Below are 21,392 nucleotides of genomic sequence, written 5' to 3'. Positions count from 1 at the left end.
CTATGCGCCCCTCGATCGACCTGGAGAGCAAGGTGACCCGGAGATGTGCGGTGCGCCACGGCCACACACGCTTGGCCCCGAGAACCGTTGGCTGGCGACCGCTGGCGGCCGGTCAACCGGCCATGAGCCCCGCCTGGTGGGCCTGGGTGGCCTCGCGGGACTCCCTCACCGCCCGGTTGATCGAAGCCGGCGGCGAGAAGACCTTCCGTGTCCGCCTGCTGGACCAGCGGCCAGGCCGTCCACGCCCTGACGAGGCTGACGCCCTGGACCTGCCCGTTGGACGCCTCGCCTGGCTGCGCGAAGTGGCACTCTGCCTGGACGACCGCCCCTGGGTGGTGGCGCGATCGGTGGCACCGCTTGAGCAGTTGCGTGGCCAGCGCCTCGACCGGCTCGGTGAACGCTCGCTGGGCAGCTGGTTGTTTCGGCAACCAGACCTGGAGCGCAGCCCCATCGAAGTGACTGCCTCTTCGGCTCCCTTTCATCCCGACAGCGGCCCCTGGGGCCGTCGTTCGGTATTTCGGCATGGGCGTTTCGCGGTGCTGGTGCAGGAGTTCTTCCTCGATGCCATGGCGGATGAACTGGCGCTGCCTTCACGTTAGGATGAGCGCCATCGATTGAGGAGGCTCCGATGGACCGATCCCTGCTGCATCCCACCGGCCTGGCCCGCATACCCGACTTCCTTCACCTGATGCGCCTGGACCGTCCCATCGGCACCTGGCTGCTGATGTGGCCCACCCTCTGGGCGCTTTGGGTGGCCGCCGAGGGCATTCCCGGACGCAACGTGCTGCTGATCTTCGTTGCCGGCGTCTACCTGATGCGGGCGGCCGGCTGCGTGGTCAACGACTATGCCGACCGCCACTTCGACGGCCACGTCAAGCGCACGAAGAACCGCCCGCTGGCCACCGGCCGTATCAGCGAGGGCGAGGCCCAGGCGCTGTTCCTGATGCTGGTCATGGCGGCCTTCGTCCTGGTGCTGTTCACCAACCTGTTCACGGTGATGCTGTCGCTGGTCGGGGTGGTGCTGGCCTTCATCTACCCGTTCATGAAGCGTTATACCCATCTGCCACAGGTGTTCCTCGGTGCCGCCTTCTCCTGGGCGATTCCCATGGCCTTCGGCGCCGTGCTGGGCCACGTGCCGGTGGAGGCCTGGCTCTTGTTCTTTGCCAATGTGGTCTGGACCGTGGCCTACGACACCGAGTACGCCATGGTCGACCGCGACGATGACCTGCGCATCGGCATCAAGTCCACCGCCGTGCTGTTCGGCCGCACCGACCGGCTGATGATCGGCCTGCTGCAGGGTGTCACCCTGGCACTGCTGGCCTGGGTCGGTCTGCGCCTGGGGATGGGGGCCTTCTTCTGGCTGGGCCTGGCAGCCATGGCGGGCACCTTCGTGCACCAGCAATTCCTGATTCGCACCCGGGAGCGCGATCGCTGCTTCCAGGCCTTTCTCAATAACCACTGGTCGGGCCTGCTGGTGTTCGCCGGTATCGCGTTGAGCCTGTGGCCCGCCGTGAACGGCTGAGCCCGCATCGCAGTCGTATTTCATTACGTATTATTTTTCCAACGTTAACGACAGTATAGTTTGCTTTTATAAACCTTTATCCCGGTCCATGCTGTCCTGAACAGCGTGTGTCGTATTGAACGATAGTTATCGAACAATGCCAGGCAGCAGAGGACAGGATCATGCTCGACGTCGATACCCAACAACCCACCACGCCGGCCGACAGCAGGGCACCGGCGTCGGGGCGGGCCGTGCTCAACCGGCACCTGTGGATGCCGTTCAGTTCCAATCGCGATTTCCACGCCAATCCGCGCCTGATCACCGGCGCCGAGGGCCGCTACTTCATCGATGACCGTGGCCGGCGGCTGTTCGACTCGCTGTCGGGCCTGTGGACCAGCGGCGCGGGACACAACCGGGTGGAGATACAGCAGGCCGTGACCCGCCAGTTGGGCAGCCTGGACTTCGCGCCGGGGTTCCAGGTCGCGCACCCCCTGGCCTTCGAACTCGCCGAGAAGGTGGCCAGCCTGACCCCGGCCGGCCTCGACCATGTCTTCTTCACCAACTCCGGCTCCGACGCCGCGGATACCGCGGTGAAGATGGCCAGGGCCTACTGGCGGCACAAGGGCCGCCCGGAGAAGACCCGCCTGATCGGACGCGCCAAGGGTTACCACGGCGTCAACGTCGGCGGCACCAGCCTCGGCGGTATCGGCGGCAACCGCAAGCACTACGGGCAGCTACTCGACGTGGCGCACCTGCCGCATACCCTGCAACCACACCTCGCCTTCACCCGCGGCCAGGCCGAGAGCGGCGCCGAGCTCGCCGATGCGCTGCTCGACCAGATCACCCTGCACGATGCCTCCAACATCGCCGCGGTGATCGTCGAGCCGATGTCGGGCTCCGCCGGGGTCATCGTGCCACCGAAAGGCTATCTCGATCGGCTGCGCGAGATTTGTAGCGCCCACGACATCCTGCTGATCTTCGACGAGGTGATCACCGCCTTCGGCCGCAGCGGCGCGACCACCGGCGCCGAGGCCTTCGGTGTGACGCCGGACATCATGAACATCGCCAAGCAGCTCACCAATGGTGCGGTACCCATGGGCGCTGTGATCGCCTCCAACGAGATATTCGATACCTTCATGCACGCCGGCGGGCCCGAGCATGCCATCGAATTCTCCCACGGCTATACCTACAGCGCCCACCCGGTGGCCTGTGCCGCCGGCCTGGCCTCGCTCGACCTGCTCGAGCGAGAGGACTTTCCCGGCCAGGTTCGTACGATTGCCCCCGCGTTCGAGGAGAAGCTCCACGCCCTCAAGGGACGGCCCCATGTGGTGGACATCCGCAATCACGGGCTGGCCGGGGCGATCCAGCTGGCCCCCCGGGACGGCGACCCCACCATCCGCCCTCGGGACGCCCATCTGGCGCTCTGGGAAGCGGGCTTCTACGTGCGCTACGGTGGCGACACCCTGCAGTTCGGCCCGCCATTCGGCTCGACGGAAGCGGAGCTCGAGCGGCTCTTCGACGCCGTGGCCTCGGTCCTCGATTCCCTGACTTGAACCCCTGACAAGGAGCGCCCGATGGATGTCGTTTCCCACCTGATCAACGGTGAAAAGTGCCAAAGCCCCAATACGCTGCCGGTGACCAACCCCTCCACCGGCGAGGTGGTCCGCCAGGTGGCGGACGGCGACCGGGCGGCGGTCGAACAGGCCATTACCGCGGCACAGGCGGCATTCCCCGCCTGGCGCGATACCCCGCCGTCCAGGCGTGTTCAGGTGATGTACCGCTTCAAGCAACTGCTGGAGACCCACGCCGACCGCCTGGTGCAACTGGTGAGTGAAGAGCACGGCAAGACCCTGGAAGACGCCATGGGCGAGCTCAAGCGTGGCATCGAGAACGTCGAGTACGCCTGCGGCGTGCCGGAGCTGCTCAAGGGCGAGTACTCCCACAACGCGGGCCCCGGCATCGATGCCTGGTCCAACTTCCAGCCGCTGGGTGTCGTTGCCGGCATCACGCCGTTCAACTTCCCCGCCATGGTGCCGCTGTGGATGTATCCCATGGCCATCGCCTGCGGTAACACCTTCATTCTCAAGCCATCGGAGAAGGATCCGGCAGCGGCCCTCGCCGTGGCCGAGCTGCTGCACGAGGCCGGCCTGCCCAAGGGGGTGATCAACGTGGTGCACGGGGGGCGCGGGGCCGTCGAGGCACTGCTGGACGCCCCCGACGTCAAGGCGATCTCCTTCGTCGGTTCCACCCCCGTTGCCGAGGCAATCTACACCCGCGGCAGCGCCAACGGCAAGCGGGTCCAGGCGCTGGGCGGGGCCAAGAACCACGCCGTGGTCTTGCCGGATGCCGACCTGCAGAATGCCGCCAATACCCTGATGGGGGCGGCCTACGGCAGCTGCGGCGAGCGCTGCATGGCGATCTCCGTGGCGGTCTGCGTGGGCGACGGAACGGCCGATCGCCTGGTCGAGATGCTGCTGCCCAAGATTGCAGCTCTGAAGGTCGGTGCCGGCACCGAGCGAGGCCTCGACATGGGCCCTCTGGTGACCGCCGAACATCGCGACAAGGTACTCGGCTTCATCGAGGAGGGGGTCAGCGCTGGCGCCAGCCTGGTCGCCGATGGCCGCGGCATCAAGGTGGCGGGACACGAGGACGGCTACTTCATCGGAGGTTGTCTGTTCGATCGGGTGGCCCCGGAAATGCGCATCTACCGGGAGGAGATCTTCGGGCCGGTACTGTGCGTGGTGCGCGTCGCCAGCCTCGACGAGGCCATGGCCCTGATCAATGCCCACGAATACGGCAACGGAACCTGCCTGTTCACCCGGGATGGCGAAGCCGCACGACGCTTTGCCGATGGTATCGAAGTCGGCATGGTGGGCATCAACGTGCCGCTGCCGGTTCCGGTGGCCTATCACAGCTTCGGCGGCTGGAAGCGCTCGCTGTTCGGCGACCTGCATGCCTATGGCCCCGACTCGGTACGGTTCTATACCCGCCGCAAGGCCGTTTCCCAGCGCTGGCCCTCGAGCGTCGAGACCAGTTCGGCAGAGTTTTCCTTCCCCTCCAGCGGCAGCTGAATCACGCCGGTCGCTTGTCCCAAAGCATAAGGCGCCACCGCTATTGCTGTGGTGCCTTCTTGTGTATGCTTTGAATTACAGGACTGTTTTTCATCGGTTTTCCAGAACGGCTGCAAGGTGCTCCCCTAAATGGCAAGAAAACAGGACGAGATCAGACGCCAGAACAGGGAAAAGATCTTGCTTGCTGCCGAGTGTGTCTTCGCCGAGAAGGGTTATGCCGGCGCCTCCATGGGCGATATCGCCAAGCTGGCCGACCTCCCCAAGTCCAACGTCCATTACTACTTTTCCACCAAGGAAGCGCTGTACCGTGCCGTGCTGCTGGAACTGCTGGAGGTGTGGAAGCAGGATGCGCTCTGTTTCGAGCTCTATGACGACCCGCGCATCGTGCTCTCCACCTACATTCGCGCCAAGATGCAGCACTCCCGCAGCCGTGCCCATGGTTCCAAGGTGTGGGCGGCGGAGGTGATGCAGGCCGCCCCCATCCTCAAGACGGACCTGCGCGACAATCTCTACGAGTGGGCCAAGCTCAAGGAGGCCAAGATCCGTGAATGGATCGAGGCCGAGCGGATCCTGCCGGTGGAGCCCTCGCATCTGCTTTACATGATCTGGGCCTCGACCCAGCACTATGCCGACTTCGACTACCAGATCGCTCTGCTCAACGACGACCGCCCACTCGACGACATCCAGTTCGAGCGGGCGGTGCAGTCGGTGACCAGCGTCATCCTGCGCGGGATCGGCCTGTCGCCCTGACCGGCCGGTGCCGCGCGTTCGCTCAGCGCTCCAGGGCGGCGGCGACCTCGTCGATCTGCAGCATCAGGCTCTGCAGGCCGCCGCCCGACAGATACCAGAGTTCCGGGGTGAGTACCACGACGTTGATGTCGTCGGCGCCCACCCGGGCCAGTTCGCCGCGCAGCGCGTCGAGTTCGATGGCCTCGTCGCCGATGGCGGCGCTGCGGTCGACGATCAGCAGCGTGGCGGGGGCGATCTCGGCGATGGCCTCGGAGGAGAGCGGCGTGAAGGTGCGGTTGCCGCGGGTTTCGCTGGGCACGCTCTCGGGAATGGTGGGCTGGCTCAGATCGAGAACGTCATAGACGACCGGATGCGTGTTGAGCATCAGGTTGCCCTGGTTGTGGGTGGCGACGAGCGTCAGCGGAACGTCCGCCAGGCGTTGACGGGCGGAGTCGACATGCTCGTGGAGCATCTGCAGGGACTCTGCCGCCGCCTCGCCGGCATCGAAGCGCTCGGCCAGGCGCGTCACGTTCTCCTCGAAGGTGACGAGGTAGTCGTCGCCGCCCAGGCCGGTGTCCATCACCTCGGCGATCTCCTCGAATTCCTCGCGCCACTCGTTCTGGCGCCCGGTGAACAGGATGAGCGAGGGCTCGGCGTCGCGCAGGGCGTCGAAGTCGGGCGACCTCAGGCCGCCCACATCGCGGTACGCCTCGTCGGCATAGTGTTCGAGATAGGTCGGCAGGCCCTGCTTGGGCAGCGCCACGACATGTTCGCCCAGCCCCAGCTCGTCCAGCGTGTCGAGACTGCCGAAGTCGAAGGAGGCGACCCGCTCTGCGGCGTGCGATTGGGCCAGCCCCGTGGTCATGGCGAGCAGGGCGGCGGTGAGATAGACGGTCGGCTTCATGTATTCCCCTGAGATTTTGACTTGAATAGAAACGCTTCTCATTCTCTCAGGGGCAAGAGGATTTGTCACTAAGCCAAACGGAACGGGGGGTTGCCGAATCGGCACCCCCGCCCGGCTGGAGACGAAGGTGCCGGTAGTCGCTATAGCGCGGCGGGGTCGGCGGCCGACAGCTTGCGAAATGGGTTGCGCGGGTCCTCCTCCCAGCTCATGTAGGGCTTGCCGGTCTCCTGGGGCACCATGGTGATGCAGTCCTGCACCGGACAGGTGATCTGGCACAGGTTGCAGCCCACGCATTCCTCTTCGATCACCTCGTAGCGCCGGGCGCCGCCGGCATCGACCCGCTTGGCGATGGACTGGTGCGAGGTATCCTCGCAGGCGATGTAGCAGCGCCCGCACTCGATGCACTTGTCCTGATCGATATGGGCAATGGTCTGGAAGTTCATGTCCAGGTGCTTCCAGTCGGTGGTGTTGGGGATTGCCTTGCCGGTGAAGTCGGCAATCGTGCGGTAGCCCTTCTCCGCCATCCAGCGCGACAGGCCGTCCTTCATCTCCTCGACGATGCGGAAGCCGTGCAGCATGGCGGCGGTGCACACCTGCACGCTGCCGGCGCCGAGGGCCACGAACTCCGCGGCATCCCGCCAGTTGGAGATGCCACCGATGCCGGAAATCGGCAGGTCGCGGGTGGGGGCGTCGCGGGCGATCTCGGCGACCATGTTCATGGCGATGGGCTTGACCGCGCTGCCGCAGTAGCCGCCGTGGGTGCTCTGGCTGCCCACGGTGGGCCTGGCCACCATGGCGTCCAGATCCAGGCTGGTGATCGAGTTGATGGTATTGATCAGCGACACGGCGTCGGCCCCGCCGCGCAGGGCGGCCCGGGCGGGGGCGCGAATGTCGGTGATGTTGGGGGTGAGCTTCACGATCACCGGCTTGGAATAGTACTGCTTGCACCAGCGGGTGACCTTTTCGATCAGATCCGGGTTCTGGCCCACCGCGGCGCCCATGCCGCGCTCCGGCATGCCGTGGGGGCAGCCCAGGTTGAGCTCGATCCCGTCGGCGCCGGTGGCCTCCACCAGCGGCAGGATGTGCTTCCAGGCCGCTTCCTCGCAGGGCACCATGATCGACACGATCAGCGCGCGGTCCGGCCATGCCTTCTTGACCGCGGTGATCTCGCGCAGGTTGATCTCGAGGGAGCGGTCGGTGATCAGCTCGATGTTGTTGAAGCCCAGCACTTCGCGGTTCCTGCCGAAGTGCGCCGAGTAGCGCGACGAGACATTGACCGCCGCCGGGTCCTCGCCGAGGGTCTTCCAGACCACGCCGCCCCAGCCCGCCTCATAGGCGCGAACCACGTTGTAGGCCTTGTCGGTGGGCGGTGCCGAGGCCAGCCAGAAGGGGTTGGGGGCCTTGATGCCGGCGAAGTCGACGCTGAGGTCGATACCGTTGACGAAGGTATCGGTGAGTCCTGCCGTCGGCATGTTCATGCGGCCTCCTGCTGCGCCATCAGCGCGCGGTGAATGGCGTGGGCGGCGAGCTTGCCATGCTGCACGGCCTGTACCGTGAGGTCCTGGCCCGGCGCGACGCAGTCGCCGCCGGCATAGACCCGGGGAAGCGAGGTCCGGAAGTTGCCGTCGACCTGAATGCGTTCGCCATCCCGGGCGAGCTGTGCCGCCAGCGGATCGGCCAGGCTGGTCGCGTCGAAGCCCTGGCCGATGGCCTTGAAGACACCATCCGCTTCGATATCGAGGGTCTCACCGGTTCCGACCAGCCGGCCACCCTCCTCGCGGGTCTTCTCGAAGCGCATGCCGGCCACCCGACCTTTCCCGTCGAGCAGTACCTCCACGGGCCTGGCCCAGGTCATCATGCGTACCCCGTTGGCCTTGGCGATCGCCTGCTCATGGCCGGTGGCCGACATGGATTCGACGCCACGGCGATAGACCAGGGTCACCTCCTCGGCGCCCAGCCGGGCCATCTGGGTGGCCATGTCGATGGCGGTGTTGCCGGCGCCGATCACCACGCAGCGCCTGGCCAGCGGCAGGTCGACGAGATCCTCGGCCTGGCGCAGCGCCTTGATGTAGGCCACGGCGGGCATCAGTCCGGGCGCGTCCTCGCCGGTCAGCCCCAGCCGGCGACTGGCGCCCAGGCCGAGGCCCAGGAAGACGCTGTCGTACTCGCCACGGAGCTGCTCGAGGCTGAGGTTGTCGCCCAGGCGCCAGCCGTGGCGAATCTCGATGCCGCCGATCCCGAGCAGGAATTCCACCTCCCTGCGGGCGAAGTCATCGGTCATCTTGTAGCGGGCGATGCCGTACTCGTTGAGGCCACCGGGCTTGGCCTCGGCCTCGAAGAGGGTCACCTGGTGTCCGAACATCGCCAGGCGATGAGCACAGGCCAGCCCCGCCGGACCGGCTCCCACCACCGCCACACGACGCCCGCTATCCGCAGCGCGCTGGAAGGGGTGTTCCTCGAACCGCATGTTGTCGGTGGCATGGCGCTGGAGCAGGCCAATCAGTACCGGCTGGCACTCGGCATCGTGGTTGCGCACGCAGCTCTGCTCGCAGAGGATCTCCGTGGGACAGACCCGGGCGCAACTGCCGCCGAGGATGTTCTGCTCGAGGATGGTGTGCACGGCGCCGTTGATATTGTCCTCGCCGATCTGGCGGATGAAGCGCGGGATGTCGATATCCGACGGGCAGGCTTCGATGCAGGGCGCGTCGTAGCAGTAGAGGCAGCGCTGGCTTTCGATGATTGCCTGGCGCTCGGTCAGCGGAGGATGCAGGTCGCTGAAGTTGTCGGCGAGCGCCCGTGGCGTCGCCCCGGGGGTATCCCCCACTCGGGGTAGGTGATCGAGATAGTGGGTCACGGTCGTGGCCTCTCATGGTGGTTTCGCGTCTTGTTGTCGTCACCGCCTCGCTGCCGCGGGCGATGCTTGTCCGTGCCATACGGGCTCAGGCCCGTTGCACGGGCCTGGGCGCGTTGAGTTCGGCCCGGCGTTCGAGCAGCTCGAACACACCGGGGTAGGCCGGGCGCTCCAGGTAGCGGCCAGCGCCTCGTTCGGCGCGCAGCTCGCCATCGCGCCACACCCACTTGCCCTGGCTCACGGTATGGCGGGGGATACCGCGCACCGTCTTGCCTTCGAAGATGTTGAAGTCGACGTTCTGATGATGGGTCGCGGCCGAGATGGTGCGGGTGCCGGCGGGGTCCCACACCACCAGGTCGGCATCGGCGCCCACCTGCACCGCCCCCTTGCGCGGATAGAGGTTGAAGATCCTGGCGGTGTTGGTGGAGGTCAGGGCGACGAAGTCGTGCATCGACAGCTTGCCGCTGTTGACGCCCTCCTCCCATAGCACCGCCATGCGATCCTCGACGCCGGCGGTGCCGTTGGGAATCTTGGTGAAGTCTTCCCTGCCCGCCGCCTTCTGTTCGGCGCAGAAGCAGCAGTGGTCGGTGGCGGTGGTCTGCAAATTTCCTGACTGCAGGCCTTGCCACAGCGCCTCCTGATGGCCCTTGGGCCGGAACGGCGGGCTCATCACATGGGCGGCGGCTCGACCCCAGTCGGTGTCCTGGTAGACGCTGTCGTCGAGCACCAGATGGCCGGCCAGGCACTCACCATAGACCGGGTGGCCCTGCTGGCGTGCATAGGCGATCTCGTCGACGGCGTCCTTGGTGGAGACATGCACCAGGTAGATCGGTGCCCCGAGCGTGCTGGCGATGCGGATCGCCCGGCTGGCGGCTTCTCCCTCCACCTGAGGCGGGCGTGACAGGGGATGGGCCTCCGGCCCGGTCATGCCCTCGGCCAGCAGCTTCTGCTGCATGTGGTAGACCAATTCGCCATTCTCGGCATGCACCGTGGGCACCGCGCCGAGCTCCAGGCAGCGCGAGAAGCTCTGCACCAGGATGTCGTCGGTGGCCATGATGGCCCCCTTGTAGGCCATGAAGTGCTTGAAGCTGTTGACGCCGTGCTCACGCACCAGGGTGCCCATCTCCTCCCTGACGCTGTCGTCCCACCAGGTGATGGCGACGTGGAAGGCGTAGTCGGCGGCTGCCTTTTCCGCCCAGCCGCGCCAGGTACCGAAGGCTTCCATCAGCGACTGGCCGGGGGAGGGGATGACGAAATCGATGATCGAGGTGGTACCACCGGCCAGGGCGGCAGCGGTACCGGTATAGAAGTCCTCGCTGGCCACGGTACCCATGAACGGCAGTTGCATGTGGGTGTGGGGATCGATGCCGCCGGGCATCACGTACATGCCGTTGGCGTCGATCACCTCGCCGCCTTCGGGGATGTCGAGGTCACGGCCGATCGCTTGTATCTTGCCGTCGTGGCACAGGACATCGGCGCGATAGGCATCGACGTCGGTGACCACGGTGCCGCCGCGAATCAGTAATGTCATGGTTGCGTTCTCCTGTCGATCGAGGGTTCACTCGCCATCGGTCAGGCGGGCATAGGCATCCGGCCTGCGGTCGCGGAAGAACTGCCAGCCGTTGCGTACCTCGCGGACCATGTCCAGGTCGATTTCGTGGATCAGCAGTTCGTCGCCCCTGTCGCTGGCCTGGGCTTCGATCTTGCCGCGCGGGTTGACGATGTAGGAAGAGCCATAGAACTCGCCGATATTCCATGGGGCTTCGTTGCCGACCCGGTTGATGGCGGCGATGAAACAGCCGTTGGCGGCGGCCGAGGCGGGCTGTTCGAGCTCCCATAGATACTGCGAAAGTCCGGCGACGGTGGCCGAGGGATTGAATATCACCTCGGCGCCGTTCAGCGCCAGCGCACGCCAACCCTCGGGGAAGTGACGGTCGTAGCAGATGTAGACGCCGATCTTGCCGTAGGCGGTATCGAAGACCGGCCATTCGGACTTGCCGGGCTTGAAGTAGAACTTTTCCCAGAAGCCGGCGACCTGGGGGATATGGGTCTTGTGGTACTTGCCCAGGTAGCTGCCATCGGCATCGAATACCGCCGCGGTGTTGTAGTAGACCCCGGTGCCGGTCTCCTCATAGACCGGCACGATCATCACCATGCGGTGCTTGGCGGCCAGCTTCTGCATCAGTTGGCAGGTCGGCCCCTCGGGCACCCGTTCCGCGGCGGCGTACCACTTGGGGTCCTGGCTGGGGCAGAAATAGGGCTGGTTGAAGACCTCCTGAAAACACAGTACCTGCACACCGGCATCGGCCGCCTGCTGGATCAGCGGCAGGTGCGCCTCGTTCATGGCATCGCGGATTGCTGCGGGCTCAAGGTCGGTACTGGCCTTCAGGCCCATTTGTATCAGGCCGATTTTCATCTTCTGCATGATGGTTTACCAAGTTGTGTTTATTGTCAGGCTCACGCTGCTCGGCACGATGTCGGCACGAGCCAAAGGAAAGTAAGGGATTTGTCAAAAAGCTGACAGTCAAGACAGCTTTTATAAAGCTAGCTGCTGCCACAGGAGTCTGGCAAGATTTTTCTTTCCACGTCTTCGATGCTGGATCAAGCTATTGTATTAAAAGAGAAATATGCCGTTATATCGACTCTTTATGCCATTTTGGTGAAACACCGCCCCATTGCGGTGCAATCGACAAGGTTGGACTTAATTCTTTATAAACAATCAGTTATTTAATATAAATCATCTTGTTAATTAGTTCGTTAACGAATCTTGAACCATGATGAAAACTGACTAGCCTGACATGAAGCGTGAAATCCTTTGTGTCGGCAATCTGGGGTCTGGCTCGATCCGGCCTTTATAAAACCCTGTCGACATAGTCAGTTTTTTCTGAATATCATCGAGTTACCAACCTTTCCAATGGGAGGGGGAAACGTTTCAGGACAGCGTTTCAATACAATCGGTATGCTCGGGCACGCTTATTGCTTACTGCTTGGGAGTTTCCGGGCAGTTTCATGAACCCATCTGGTGTGATGAATTTGAAGTTCGTTTAAGAATTGGCGAGCGAATGTTGCTGTCAGGCAAGGCGCCGCATGGCGGCAACAGGTGCCGTCAAAATTGAGCAGCCAACTTTTGATTCACCACACTAGTGACGTGGAGAACAACAATGACCACCAAGTCATCGAGGATGCTGGACAAGCAGGGCTTGATCGAACTCGAGGAGGGAGACGACGTTCGTGACAGTCCGCGTTTCAATGAAGATATCGCGCCAACCAAGGCGCATGAACGCACCTGGTCGAAATGGAACATCGCCGCACTATGGGTGGGTATGTCGATCTGTGTGCCGACCTATACCCTCGGCGGCGTACTGACCGCCTACTTCGGGCTCAGTGTCGGCGAGGCACTGTTCGCGATCCTGCTCGCCAATGTGATCGTATTGATCCCCCTGACCCTCAATGCCTTTCCCGGCACCAAGTTCGGCATTCCCTTTCCCGTGGTGCTGCGCTCGTCATTCGGGATCCTCGGCTCCAATGTGCCGTGTCTGGTACGCGCGCTGGTCGGCTGCGGCTGGTTCGGCATACAGACCATGTTCGGCGGGCTGGCCATCCACCTGTTGCTGTCGACGATCTTTCCCCCCTGGCAGGCGCTGGGCGGGGTCGGTGAAGTCATCGGCTTCTTCGTCTTCGGCGCCATGAACCTGTATGTGGTGATCCGCGGCGCCGAATCGATCAAGTGGCTGGAGACACTGGCGGCCCCGCTGCTGCTGGCGGTCGGCATCGGCTTGATGTTCTGGGCGTGGCCCCACATGTCGATGACCGAGCTCTTGTCGCAGCCACCGTCTCGCCCCGAAGGCGCGCCGGTCTATGGCTACTTCTTCGCCGGCCTGACGGCCATGGTCGGATTCTGGGCCACCCTGTCGCTCAACATTCCCGACTTCAGTCGCTTCGCCAGGAGCCAGAAGGACCAGATCGTCGGCCAGGTGCTGGGCCTGCCGTTGACCATGTTCTTCTTCGCCGCCCTCGGTGTGGTCATGACGGCGGCCTCGGAGTCGCTTGTCGGTCAAACCGTCGCCGACCCGGTCAACCTGATCGGCATGATCAACAATCCGTTCTGGGTCAGCCTCGCCATGGTGATGATCATCATCGCCACCATCTCGACCAACACGGCGGCCAATATCGTCTCGCCGACCAACGACTTCCAGAACGTCGCGCCGCGCTACATCGACCATACCCGTGGCGTTCTGATCACCGGGGCAGTCGGGGTGGCGCTGATGGGCTACGACTTGATGCAGAAGGCGGGAATCCTCACCTCCGGGGCATCGCTCGAGAGCATGTACTCCAACTGGCTACTGGGGTACTCCAGCCTGCTGGGGCCGATCGCCGGGGTCATGGCGGTTGACTATTTCCTGATCAAGCGCCAACGGCTCGACGTGCCGAGCCTCTATCAGGACGGAAAGGCCTATCCCGCCATCAACATTGCCGGCTTCATCGCCTTCGGCATACCCGTCTCGCTGACCCTGCTGTCGCTGACCACCGGCACCATGTACTGGTTCTACGACTACGGCTGGTTCACCGGCTCGATTCTCGGCGCCCTCATCTATTACGTGGCCAGCATGGTGCTCTCTCCCGTCAGCGCAACCGTGCAGGCCGCCGCCATCGATGTCGAACGACGACTATGACGTGTAGTCGCTTTCCCGGGCCCGATAGCCCGGGGAAGCCATAAGCGCCTCGATTCACGGAGAGAATAATGAAAACATCCGACTATCCCTTGAGCGAAGTGCCCGACAACGAGCGCAAGGGATTACTGTCCATTTCCATGGTCCTGCTCGGTTTCACCTTCTTTACCGCCACCATGTGGGCTGGCGGAACCCTGGGAGCATCATTCGACGTCATCGAACTGCTGATGGTCATTACCGTCGGCAACCTGCTGCTGGGTGCCTATGCCGCCGCACTGGCCTATATCGCCAGCAAGAGTGGGCTCAACTCGGTACTCATGGGACGCTTCTGCTTCGGGGAAATCGGCAGCAAGCTATCCGACATGATTCTTGGCTTCACCCAGGTCGGCTGGTATGCGTGGGGCACTGCCACCATCGCCGTGATTCTGGTTGCCACCACTGGCCTGCCCGGGTGGCTCGAGATCCCGCTGATGATCGTGTTCGGCTTCGCCTTCTGCGTAACCGCCATGATCGGCTACCGCGGGCTGGATTGGCTGTCACGCTTTGCCGTGCCCACGATGCTGCTATTCATCCTGCTCAGCCTCTATACCGGCCTGGTGGACATCGGCGGGATCGCCGGTCTGACCGGCCAGACGCCTACCGAAAGCATGAGCTTTGCCGCGGCCATAACGGTGATCATCGGCACCTTTGTCAGCGGCGGCACCCAGGCAACCAACTGGAGCCGCTTCGCACGCTCGCCGAAGATCGCGGTGATCGCCACGCTGGCCGCCTTCTCAGTCGGAAATGGCCTGATGGTGCTGACCGGTGCTCTTGGTGCCTTGGTCTACCAGCAGGCGGATATCGTCGATGTCATGCTGGCCCAAGGGTTCGTGGTACTGGCGGTACTGATGCTGTTTCTCAACATCTGGACCACTCAGGACAACACCATCTACAACTTCGCCGTGGCAGGCTGCAACCTGTTGCGCACCGACAAGCGCCGGTTGGTCACCGTTGCCGGAGCGGCAATTGGTACGCTACTGGCCGTTGGTGGCATGTATAACCTGTTGATCCCGTTTCTGGTGTTGCTCGGCACGTTCATTCCGCCCATCGGCGGGGTCATCATGGCGGATTTCTGGCTTCACCATAAGGGGCGTTATCCGTCACTGGCACAGGCCCGGTTACCCGCCTTCAACTGGGTTGGCCTGTTTGCCTATGCGCTCGGTTCGGCCGCGGCATACGCTTCCCCGGTACTGCCACCTCTGGTCGGTGTCCTGGCGGCAGCGTCGGGTTATGGCTTGCTACGCCGGTTTTCCAGGGCAGGCATGGCGACGGCCCCTAACGGCTGAAGCCCGTCGCCGGGTCGCCCTGACTCAGTGGTCATGGTGATGGTGATGGTCGGCGGCGCTGCCCTCGCCTGCACTCTGCACACTGACATGGACCTCGATTTCACCAAGCTCGGCGAACTCGAGTGTCAGCGGAAAACTGTCGCCTTCCCGCAGCGGGGCGACGAGGCCCATCAGCATCAGGTGATAGCCACCGCCGGGACGCATGGTCTGGGTGATACCAGCGGGCACCTCGATCTCGGAAACCTGGCGCATCCGCATGATTCCCCCTTCCATGGTCATATCGTGGAATTCGACCGTATCACTGGCTGGCGTACTCGCTCCGATCAGCACGGCGGGCTCATCCCCCTCCACGGTGATAGCCAGATAGGCAGCCCCGTGCGGTACGCTCGGGGGTGCCGGCGTGGCGAAGGGATGGTCGATGCGTACGTCACCAAGCTGGTAGTCGTGGGCCATTGCTGGTATGGCTAGCAGCGGGCCTGCGGCCAACAGTAAGGAGATCATCAGACGCATGGTTCCGTTTCCTTGTCAGGCTGAAGGGGAATGTCGGGAGTGTGGGAGCTACACACATTTAACGTGATCACAACAGTAGCAACAAGGGCATCTATTTTTCCTCCTGCGTCGTTATGTCGCGTTGGCCTCGGTAGTGGCAGTGGCGGTCCCCCATCGATACGGCATCCGCTACGGCGCCGGGCAATGGAATCAGACTGGCCAGGGCCTCTGGCCACTTCTTGTCGTGAGCCTCCGTGCGACGGCAGGAGCGGCAAGATGTCGCAAAAACTGGAGAAAGGACGACCGTGGCGTTTAAGATGACGCTCAGGTGACTCGCGCTGCGCTGCAATAATCCATCGATGGCTTCGGTGGGTGCAACGTTCGGCTCTTCACCGACGACCGCTTATTTTCCGACAACAACAAGCCGAGCCTACGATTTTCCATGACCGATCTCGATGATGTGCCCGCTCCCCAGGGCCAATTGACACTCAAACTCCTGGCAGCCCGCCAGGACACCAACCTCTACGGCGATATTCCCGGCGGCTGGCTGGTCAGCCATATGGACCAGGCAGCCGAGTTGGCAGCTGGCCGTGAGGCCCACGGCCGCACGGCTACCGTGGCGATCGAGACCATGGATTTCCTGTGTCCGGTACGGGTCGGCTCGATGGTCAATATCTTCACCTCCGTGCGCGAGATCGGGCACAGTTCGGTCAAGATCGATGTGGAAGTGTGGATTCGTCAGCCTCACGACCGGGATTCCGACGAGCTACACAAGGTCACCGAAGCCCGCTTCGTGATGGTGGCACTGGACGACAAGGGAAGAATCCGCAGCGTTCGCCAGCAAGCCTGAGGCTTTTCCTGACGATCAAAGGAAAGGACGCCAACCCTGGCGCCCTTCTTGTCGTGCCGGTTCTGCCTTGCTCAAGCGTCGACGTTGTCGCGGGCCTTCAGGTAGGTATATTCGCCTACGTCGCTGAACGGGCGCACCAGTTTCTGGAAAGCCAGGTAGGAGTCGTACACCTTCCTCGAGTCCGGATCGCTATCCACCTGATTCTGGATGACCTGCTTGGACGATTCGAAGAGGGCCTCCATCACATCGTCGGGGAAGGTACGAAGCTGCACACCATGCTCATCCACCAGCGTATCCAGCGCCTGGGCGTTGCGATAGGCGAACTCGCTGATCATTGCCATGTTGGAGGCCTTGGCGGCTTCCCGCACCACCTCCTTGAGGTCGTCCGGCAGGGCGTTCCAGGCATCCAGGTTGACGGTGCCTTCCAGCACGGCGGAAGGCTCGTTCCACGGCGAGGTGTAGTAATAGTCCGCCACCTGGTGCAGGCCGAAGGCCATGTCGTTGTAGGGGCCTACCCAGTCAGCGGCATCCAGCACGCCGGTCTGCATCGAGGTGAATATCTCACCGCCCGGCATGTTCACGGTAGTCACGCCGATGCCATTCATGGCTTCACCAGCCAGACCCGGCAAGCGCAGGCGAATACCCTGCATATCGGCCAGGGAGTTGATCTCCCTCTTGAACCAGCCGGCCATCTGTGCGCCCGTATTACCCACCGGGAACGGCTTGAGGTTGTGCGTGGCGTAGACCTCGTCCCACAGCTCCTGGCCGCCACCGTGGTAGAGCCAGGCATTGGTCTCGGTGGTGTTCATGCCGAAGGGCACGGCGGTAAAGAACTGCGAGGCAGCAACCTTGCCGCGCCAGTAGTAAGACGCGGAATGCCCCATCTCGGCTGTGCCGGCGGCAACGGCATCGAAGACTTCCATTGCCGGCACCAGTTCACCGGCGCCGTGCACGCGGATGCGCATGCGGCCGTTGGAGAGCTTCTCGATACGCTCCGCGAAGTCATTGGCGCCGGTGCCCAGAGCAGGGAAGTTGGTTGGCCACGAGGTGACCATGTCCCAGGTGATGGTTTCCTGGGCACTGGCAGTGGATACGAAAGGGGCTGCGGCGGCGCCGGCGGCACCGAGGCCAACGGTCTTGAGGCTGTTCTTGAGAAAGAGACGGCGTTGCATGGCGTACGTGACTCCAGGGTGATTATTCTCATCCGCGCTCTCGGGCGCGATGTGTCCGACTGAGAGTATGCGGCAACGTCAAATTAGCCGGCAACCACGCATTTTGACGTAGACATCAACGGGAAGCGGGCTCAGAGAGGCGTCAGCTTGGCAAACCCCAACACCAGCCATTTGTCACCCTCGCCTTCGAAGCTGACCTGAACCCGGGCACGCTCCCCCTCGCCTTCCGCGTTGAGGATGACACCCTCGCCGAACACCGGATGCCGGACTCGCTGCCCCAGGCTCAGGCTGGGAAGGTCGCCACCCCCGTTGACCGAGGTCTGGCGGGACAACCCGACAGCAGGACGCATCACGGTGACCGGCCGGGAGATCTGTCCACGCAGCCGCACCTCTTCCATGTACTCGGCGGGAATTTCACGCAGGAAGCGAGAGGGGCGCTGGAAGGTCTCCTTGCCATGCATACGCCGGATCTCGGCATAGGTCAGGTAGAGTTTGCTCATGGCCCGGGTCAGGCCCACGTAGCAGAGCCGACGCTCCTCCTCCAGGCGGCCCGGCTCTTCCAGAGACATGCGATGGGGAAAGAGGCCCTCTTCCACCCCGGCCACGAATACCACGGGAAACTCCAGCCCCTTGGCGGAGTGCAGCGTCATCATCTGCACCCCATCCTCGAATTCATCGGCCTCGTGCTCACCCGCATTGAGTGCCGCTTCGGCCAGAAAGGCCTCCAGCGCCGCCGCTCCCTCGCCGGTTTCCGCTTCCGTCGCGGCGTCACCCTGGGTAAAGGCGCGGGCGGCATTGATCAACTCTTCCAGGTTCTCGACCCGAGCCTGGCCCTTCTCCCCTTTCTCGTTGCGGTGATGCTCGATCAGCCCCGAGCGGTCGTTGACGTACTCGATGATCTCGTGCAGTGCCATGCCGGCCGTCTCGTTATCCAGGCTTTCGATGAGATCGGCGAAGGACTTGATGGCACTGGCGGCCCGACCCTTGAGGGAGGCTTCCGAAAGGGCATCATGGAGCGCCTGCCACAGCGTGACACCGGTATGGCGAGCCCGCTCACGCAATAGCTCCACGGTACGCGTCCCGATGCCACGCGCCGGCACATTGATGATGCGCTCCAGCGAGGCGTCGTCATCGCGATTGAGCAGCAGCCGCAGGTAGGCCAGGGCATTACGGATCTCGAGGCGCTCGTAGAAGCGATGGCCGCCATAGATACGATAGGGCATGCCCTGGCGAATCAGTGTCTCCTCGAGCACCCTCGACTGGGCGTTGGAGCGGTAGAGAATGGCGATCTCGCGGCGATTGTAGCCCTCGTCGACCTTCTCCTTGATGGTATCGACGATGAAGCGCGCTTCATCCAGGTCGTTGAACCCGGCGTAGATCGAAATCGGTTCACCCCGGCTGCCAGCCGTCCACAGCTCCTTGCCCATGCGCTCGGCGTTGTGGCTGATGAGTGCGTTGGCGGCCTCGAGGATGGCGCTGGTGGAACGGTAGTTCTGCTCCAGGCGGACAGTGCGCGTATTGCTGAATTCCTGCTCGAAGCGGCGAATATTCTCCACCCGGGCCCCTCGCCAACCATAGATCGACTGGTCGTCGTCACCCACCACCGTCATCGGGGTCTTCATACCGGTCAGCAGCTTGAGCCAGGCGTACTGCAGGGTGTTGGTGTCCTGGAACTCGTCGACCAGCACATGGCCGAAGCGCTCCTGATAGTGGGCCAGCAGCGCCGGGGTGTCGCGCAAGAGCTCCAGGCTTCGCAGCAACAGTTCACCGAAGTCGACCAGGCCGCCACGCTCGCAGGTCAGCTGGTAACGCTCGTAGAGCTCCACCATTTGCGCCAGGTAGGCATCACCATGGGCATCGACCTGATGGGGGCGCAGCCCCTCCTCCTTGCAGCCGGAGATGAAGGACTGCACCTGTCGCGGCGGGTAGCGCTCGTCATCGACCCGATACTCCTTGAGCAGCCGCTTGACCAGCCGCAGCTGGTCGTCGCTGTCGATGATCTGGAAATGCTGGGGCAACCGGGCGTCCTGCCAATGGGTGCGCAGCAGACGATGGGCGATGGAGTGGAAGGTGCCCACCCAGACATGGCGCAGCGATAGACCCAGCAGAGCCTCCAGGCGGGTCCGCATCTCGCGGGCCGCCTTGTTGGTGAAGGTCACGGCGAGCACCGCATAGGGCGAGAGGCCCTCGACCTGCATCAGCCAGGCAATGCGATGCACCAGCACTCGGGTCTTGCCGGAGCCGGCGCCGGCCAGCACCAGCATGTTGCCCTGGGGAGCGCTGACCGCCTCGTGCTGGGCGGGGTTCAACTGATCGAGAATCGCCGTGACATCGTCCATATCGCAGGGGAACTGCCGGTTCGAAAATGGACGCCTAGCTTAGCATATCGAATCCTGCCAGACCTGCCGCTGGCGGGCGGTCGACTCACGACGCGCATGAGTGGCGCCGGAAAAGCCGCGTGTTCCAACTGCTATGGTTTGCCTTCCTGTTCGGGGAACCTAAGCGGCGTCAGGCTCTTCTTCACCGCCTTTAGCTGCTCGGCGAGTTTGGGCCCCCGGGTCTTGGCCACCCCTACTGCCAGTACATCGACCAGCACCAGGTGGGCGATGCGCGAGCTCATCGGGGTATAGATCTCGGTGTCCTCGTGCACGTCGATATGGAGCGGCAGGGTGACCTCCTCGGAGAGCGGAGATCCACTGGGACAGAGGCCGATTACCGTAGCGCCCGCCTCACGGGCCAGGCGGACGCTGGCCACCAGCGCGCGGGTCCGGCCGGTCTGGGAAATGGCCACGACCACGTCGCCCTCTTTCAGGGTCACCGCCGACATGTTCTGCATGTGCGGGTCGGCGTAGGCGGCTGTGGATATCTGCAGGCGAAAGAACTTGTGCTGGGCGTCGTAGGCCACGGCACCCGAGGCGCCAAAGCCGTAGAACTCCACCCGATTGGCCATGGCCAGCACGTTGATCGCCCGGCTCAGCGCCTCGTTGTCCAGCCGGTCGCGCACCGACAGCAGGGTGCCCACCGTGGAGTCGAAGATACTCTGGGAGAACTCGGTAACCGAGTCGTCGTCATTCATCGAGAACTGGGCGAACTGGCTACCCGACGCCAGCATCTGTGCCAGCTTGAGCTTGAAATCCTGGAACCCGTTGCAGCCCAGTGCGCGACAGAAACGCACCACGGTAGGTTCACTGACCTTGGCCTCGGTGGCCAGGTCGACGATGCGCATGTGGATCACTTCATCGGGATTACGCAGCACGTAGCGCGCCACCTTCTGCTCGGAGCGACGAAAGTGCTCCATGCGGCGTCTCATCTCATCGAACAGGGCGCGGCTCACGCTGAACTCCTTGGTTGGCTCGCAGAGGGCTGGCTATCGGTCATGACGACAGTATGCCCCATCACGAGTGCTTGGTGGGAGTTTCGGCCATGGTGCGTGGAATGACCCACTTCGTCACCATTCTGTCAAGTGAGGTATAATACGATTTGTCATGTCGCGCAGCACTTCTACAGGCAAAGCCAAGGGCATGAAGGAAGGAAGCACCAAAGAATCCATTGCCGGAAGGCTGCTGCAGGAATAGTCACCGCAAGAAAGCTACTGCGAAAGAAGAACAAGGGGAGAGTCGATCATGAGTAAGGTCGAACGAGTAACCTTCGTCAAGAGTGAACTTCTCGACATCTTCATGAGCATGAACGTTGCCGAACACGAAAGACGTTCCCGCACCGCTGCCCAGCGCAACTTGCGCGCCCGCCGTGGGATCGAGTTGCACAACGAGTTCAAGCAGCTCGAGCGCGATATTGCCGACCTGGCCGATGACGAGAGGCATTGACGTCGA

The 21,392-nt window shown here is 63.3% G+C and carries 18 protein-coding genes; 9 read left to right on the top strand and 9 right to left on the bottom strand.

Going from position 1 to position 21,392, the window contains the following annotated elements; genetic code table 11:
* The first annotated feature begins 32 nt into the window (after positions 1-32).
* The 5 genes from C1H69_RS12925 (at position 33) to C1H69_RS12905 (ending at position 5,322) form a co-directional block, all read left to right on the top strand.
* Positions 33-599, top strand: a complete 567-nt coding sequence (locus C1H69_RS12925; protein WP_240609932.1) for a chorismate--pyruvate lyase family protein — start codon at positions 33-35, stop codon at positions 597-599.
* A gap of 29 nt (positions 600-628) precedes the next feature.
* Positions 629-1,522: a 4-hydroxybenzoate octaprenyltransferase gene (gene ubiA, locus C1H69_RS12920; RefSeq protein WP_102653814.1), complete on the top strand. Its 894-nt coding sequence runs from the start codon at positions 629-631 to the stop codon at positions 1,520-1,522.
* Positions 1,523-1,773: 251 nt separating this feature from the next.
* Positions 1,774-3,054, top strand: coding sequence for an omega-aminotransferase AptA (gene aptA, locus C1H69_RS12915; protein ID WP_240609937.1), 1,281 nt, complete (start codon positions 1,774-1,776; stop codon positions 3,052-3,054).
* Between the two features lie 21 nt (positions 3,055-3,075).
* On the top strand, positions 3,076-4,572 hold the full coding sequence (locus C1H69_RS12910) for a CoA-acylating methylmalonate-semialdehyde dehydrogenase (protein WP_102653812.1): 1,497 nt from the start codon (positions 3,076-3,078) through the stop codon (positions 4,570-4,572).
* Positions 4,573-4,701: 129 nt separating this feature from the next.
* Positions 4,702-5,322, top strand: coding sequence for a TetR/AcrR family transcriptional regulator (locus tag C1H69_RS12905; RefSeq protein ID WP_102653811.1), 621 nt, complete (start codon positions 4,702-4,704; stop codon positions 5,320-5,322).
* Positions 5,323-5,344: 22 nt separating this feature from the next.
* On the opposite strand, the gene C1H69_RS12900 is transcribed toward C1H69_RS12905, so the two are convergent.
* The 5 genes from C1H69_RS12900 to C1H69_RS12880 form a co-directional block, all read right to left on the bottom strand.
* A complete protein-coding gene (locus tag C1H69_RS12900; RefSeq protein WP_108724236.1) occupies positions 5,345-6,205 on the bottom strand; it encodes an ABC transporter substrate-binding protein in 861 nt (286 codons plus the stop codon).
* A 140-nt stretch (positions 6,206-6,345) separates the two neighbouring features.
* The gene (gene preA, locus C1H69_RS12895; RefSeq protein ID WP_102653810.1) at positions 6,346-7,683 is read right to left on the bottom strand and encodes an NAD-dependent dihydropyrimidine dehydrogenase subunit PreA; all 1,338 of its coding nucleotides are present in this window, start codon (positions 7,681-7,683) and stop codon (positions 6,346-6,348) included.
* Positions 7,680-9,059, bottom strand: coding sequence for an NAD(P)-dependent oxidoreductase (locus C1H69_RS12890; RefSeq protein WP_102653809.1), 1,380 nt, complete (start codon positions 9,057-9,059; stop codon positions 7,680-7,682). Before C1H69_RS12890 ends, preA begins: the two co-directional genes overlap by 4 nt.
* Positions 9,060-9,144: 85 nt before the next feature.
* Positions 9,145-10,587, bottom strand: coding sequence for a dihydropyrimidinase (gene hydA, locus C1H69_RS12885; RefSeq protein ID WP_102653808.1), 1,443 nt, complete (start codon positions 10,585-10,587; stop codon positions 9,145-9,147).
* Positions 10,588-10,614: 27 nt separating this feature from the next.
* Entirely contained in the window at positions 10,615-11,481 is an 867-nt protein-coding gene (locus C1H69_RS12880) for a nitrilase-related carbon-nitrogen hydrolase (RefSeq protein WP_102653807.1), read from the bottom strand.
* Between the two features lie 736 nt (positions 11,482-12,217).
* On the opposite strand from C1H69_RS12880, the gene C1H69_RS12875 reads away from it, so the two are divergent.
* Complete coding sequence (locus tag C1H69_RS12875; RefSeq protein WP_102653806.1) at positions 12,218-13,729, top strand: NCS1 family nucleobase:cation symporter-1; 1,512 nt, start codon at positions 12,218-12,220, stop codon at positions 13,727-13,729.
* Positions 13,730-13,797: 68 nt separating this feature from the next.
* The gene (gene codB / locus C1H69_RS12870) at positions 13,798-15,051 is read left to right on the top strand and encodes a cytosine permease (protein ID WP_102653805.1); all 1,254 of its coding nucleotides are present in this window, start codon (positions 13,798-13,800) and stop codon (positions 15,049-15,051) included.
* A 24-nt stretch (positions 15,052-15,075) separates the two neighbouring features.
* Here the strand turns inward: codB and C1H69_RS12865 are convergent, their stop codons facing one another.
* The gene (locus C1H69_RS12865) at positions 15,076-15,561 is read right to left on the bottom strand and encodes a copper chaperone PCu(A)C (RefSeq protein WP_102653804.1); all 486 of its coding nucleotides are present in this window, start codon (positions 15,559-15,561) and stop codon (positions 15,076-15,078) included.
* A 421-nt stretch (positions 15,562-15,982) separates the two neighbouring features.
* Between C1H69_RS12865 and C1H69_RS12860 the strand changes: the two genes are divergently transcribed.
* Positions 15,983-16,390: an acyl-CoA thioesterase gene (locus tag C1H69_RS12860; protein WP_102653803.1), complete on the top strand. Its 408-nt coding sequence runs from the start codon at positions 15,983-15,985 to the stop codon at positions 16,388-16,390.
* Between the two features lie 71 nt (positions 16,391-16,461).
* Here the strand turns inward: C1H69_RS12860 and C1H69_RS12855 are convergent, their stop codons facing one another.
* From C1H69_RS12855 to hexR, 3 genes are all read right to left on the bottom strand, one after another.
* A complete protein-coding gene (locus C1H69_RS12855; RefSeq protein ID WP_102653802.1) occupies positions 16,462-17,562 on the bottom strand; it encodes a TRAP transporter substrate-binding protein in 1,101 nt (366 codons plus the stop codon).
* Between the two features lie 131 nt (positions 17,563-17,693).
* A complete protein-coding gene (gene uvrD, locus C1H69_RS12850) occupies positions 17,694-19,901 on the bottom strand; it encodes a DNA helicase II (protein ID WP_102653801.1) in 2,208 nt (735 codons plus the stop codon).
* Positions 19,902-20,032: 131 nt separating this feature from the next.
* Positions 20,033-20,896: a transcriptional regulator HexR gene (gene hexR / locus C1H69_RS12845; RefSeq protein WP_102653800.1), complete on the bottom strand. Its 864-nt coding sequence runs from the start codon at positions 20,894-20,896 to the stop codon at positions 20,033-20,035.
* Between the two features lie 289 nt (positions 20,897-21,185).
* Between hexR and C1H69_RS12840 the strand changes: the two genes are divergently transcribed.
* On the top strand, positions 21,186-21,386 hold the full coding sequence (locus tag C1H69_RS12840) for a PA3496 family putative envelope integrity protein (protein WP_102653799.1): 201 nt from the start codon (positions 21,186-21,188) through the stop codon (positions 21,384-21,386).
* Positions 21,387-21,392 lie beyond the last annotated feature (6 nt).

Source organism: Billgrantia endophytica (assembly GCF_002879615.1).
In the GTDB taxonomy this organism is placed as follows: Bacteria; Pseudomonadota; Gammaproteobacteria; order Pseudomonadales; family Halomonadaceae; genus Halomonas; species Halomonas endophytica.
Note: the sequence above shows the minus strand (reverse complement) of the source record. Positions and strands in the feature narration are given on the sequence as shown.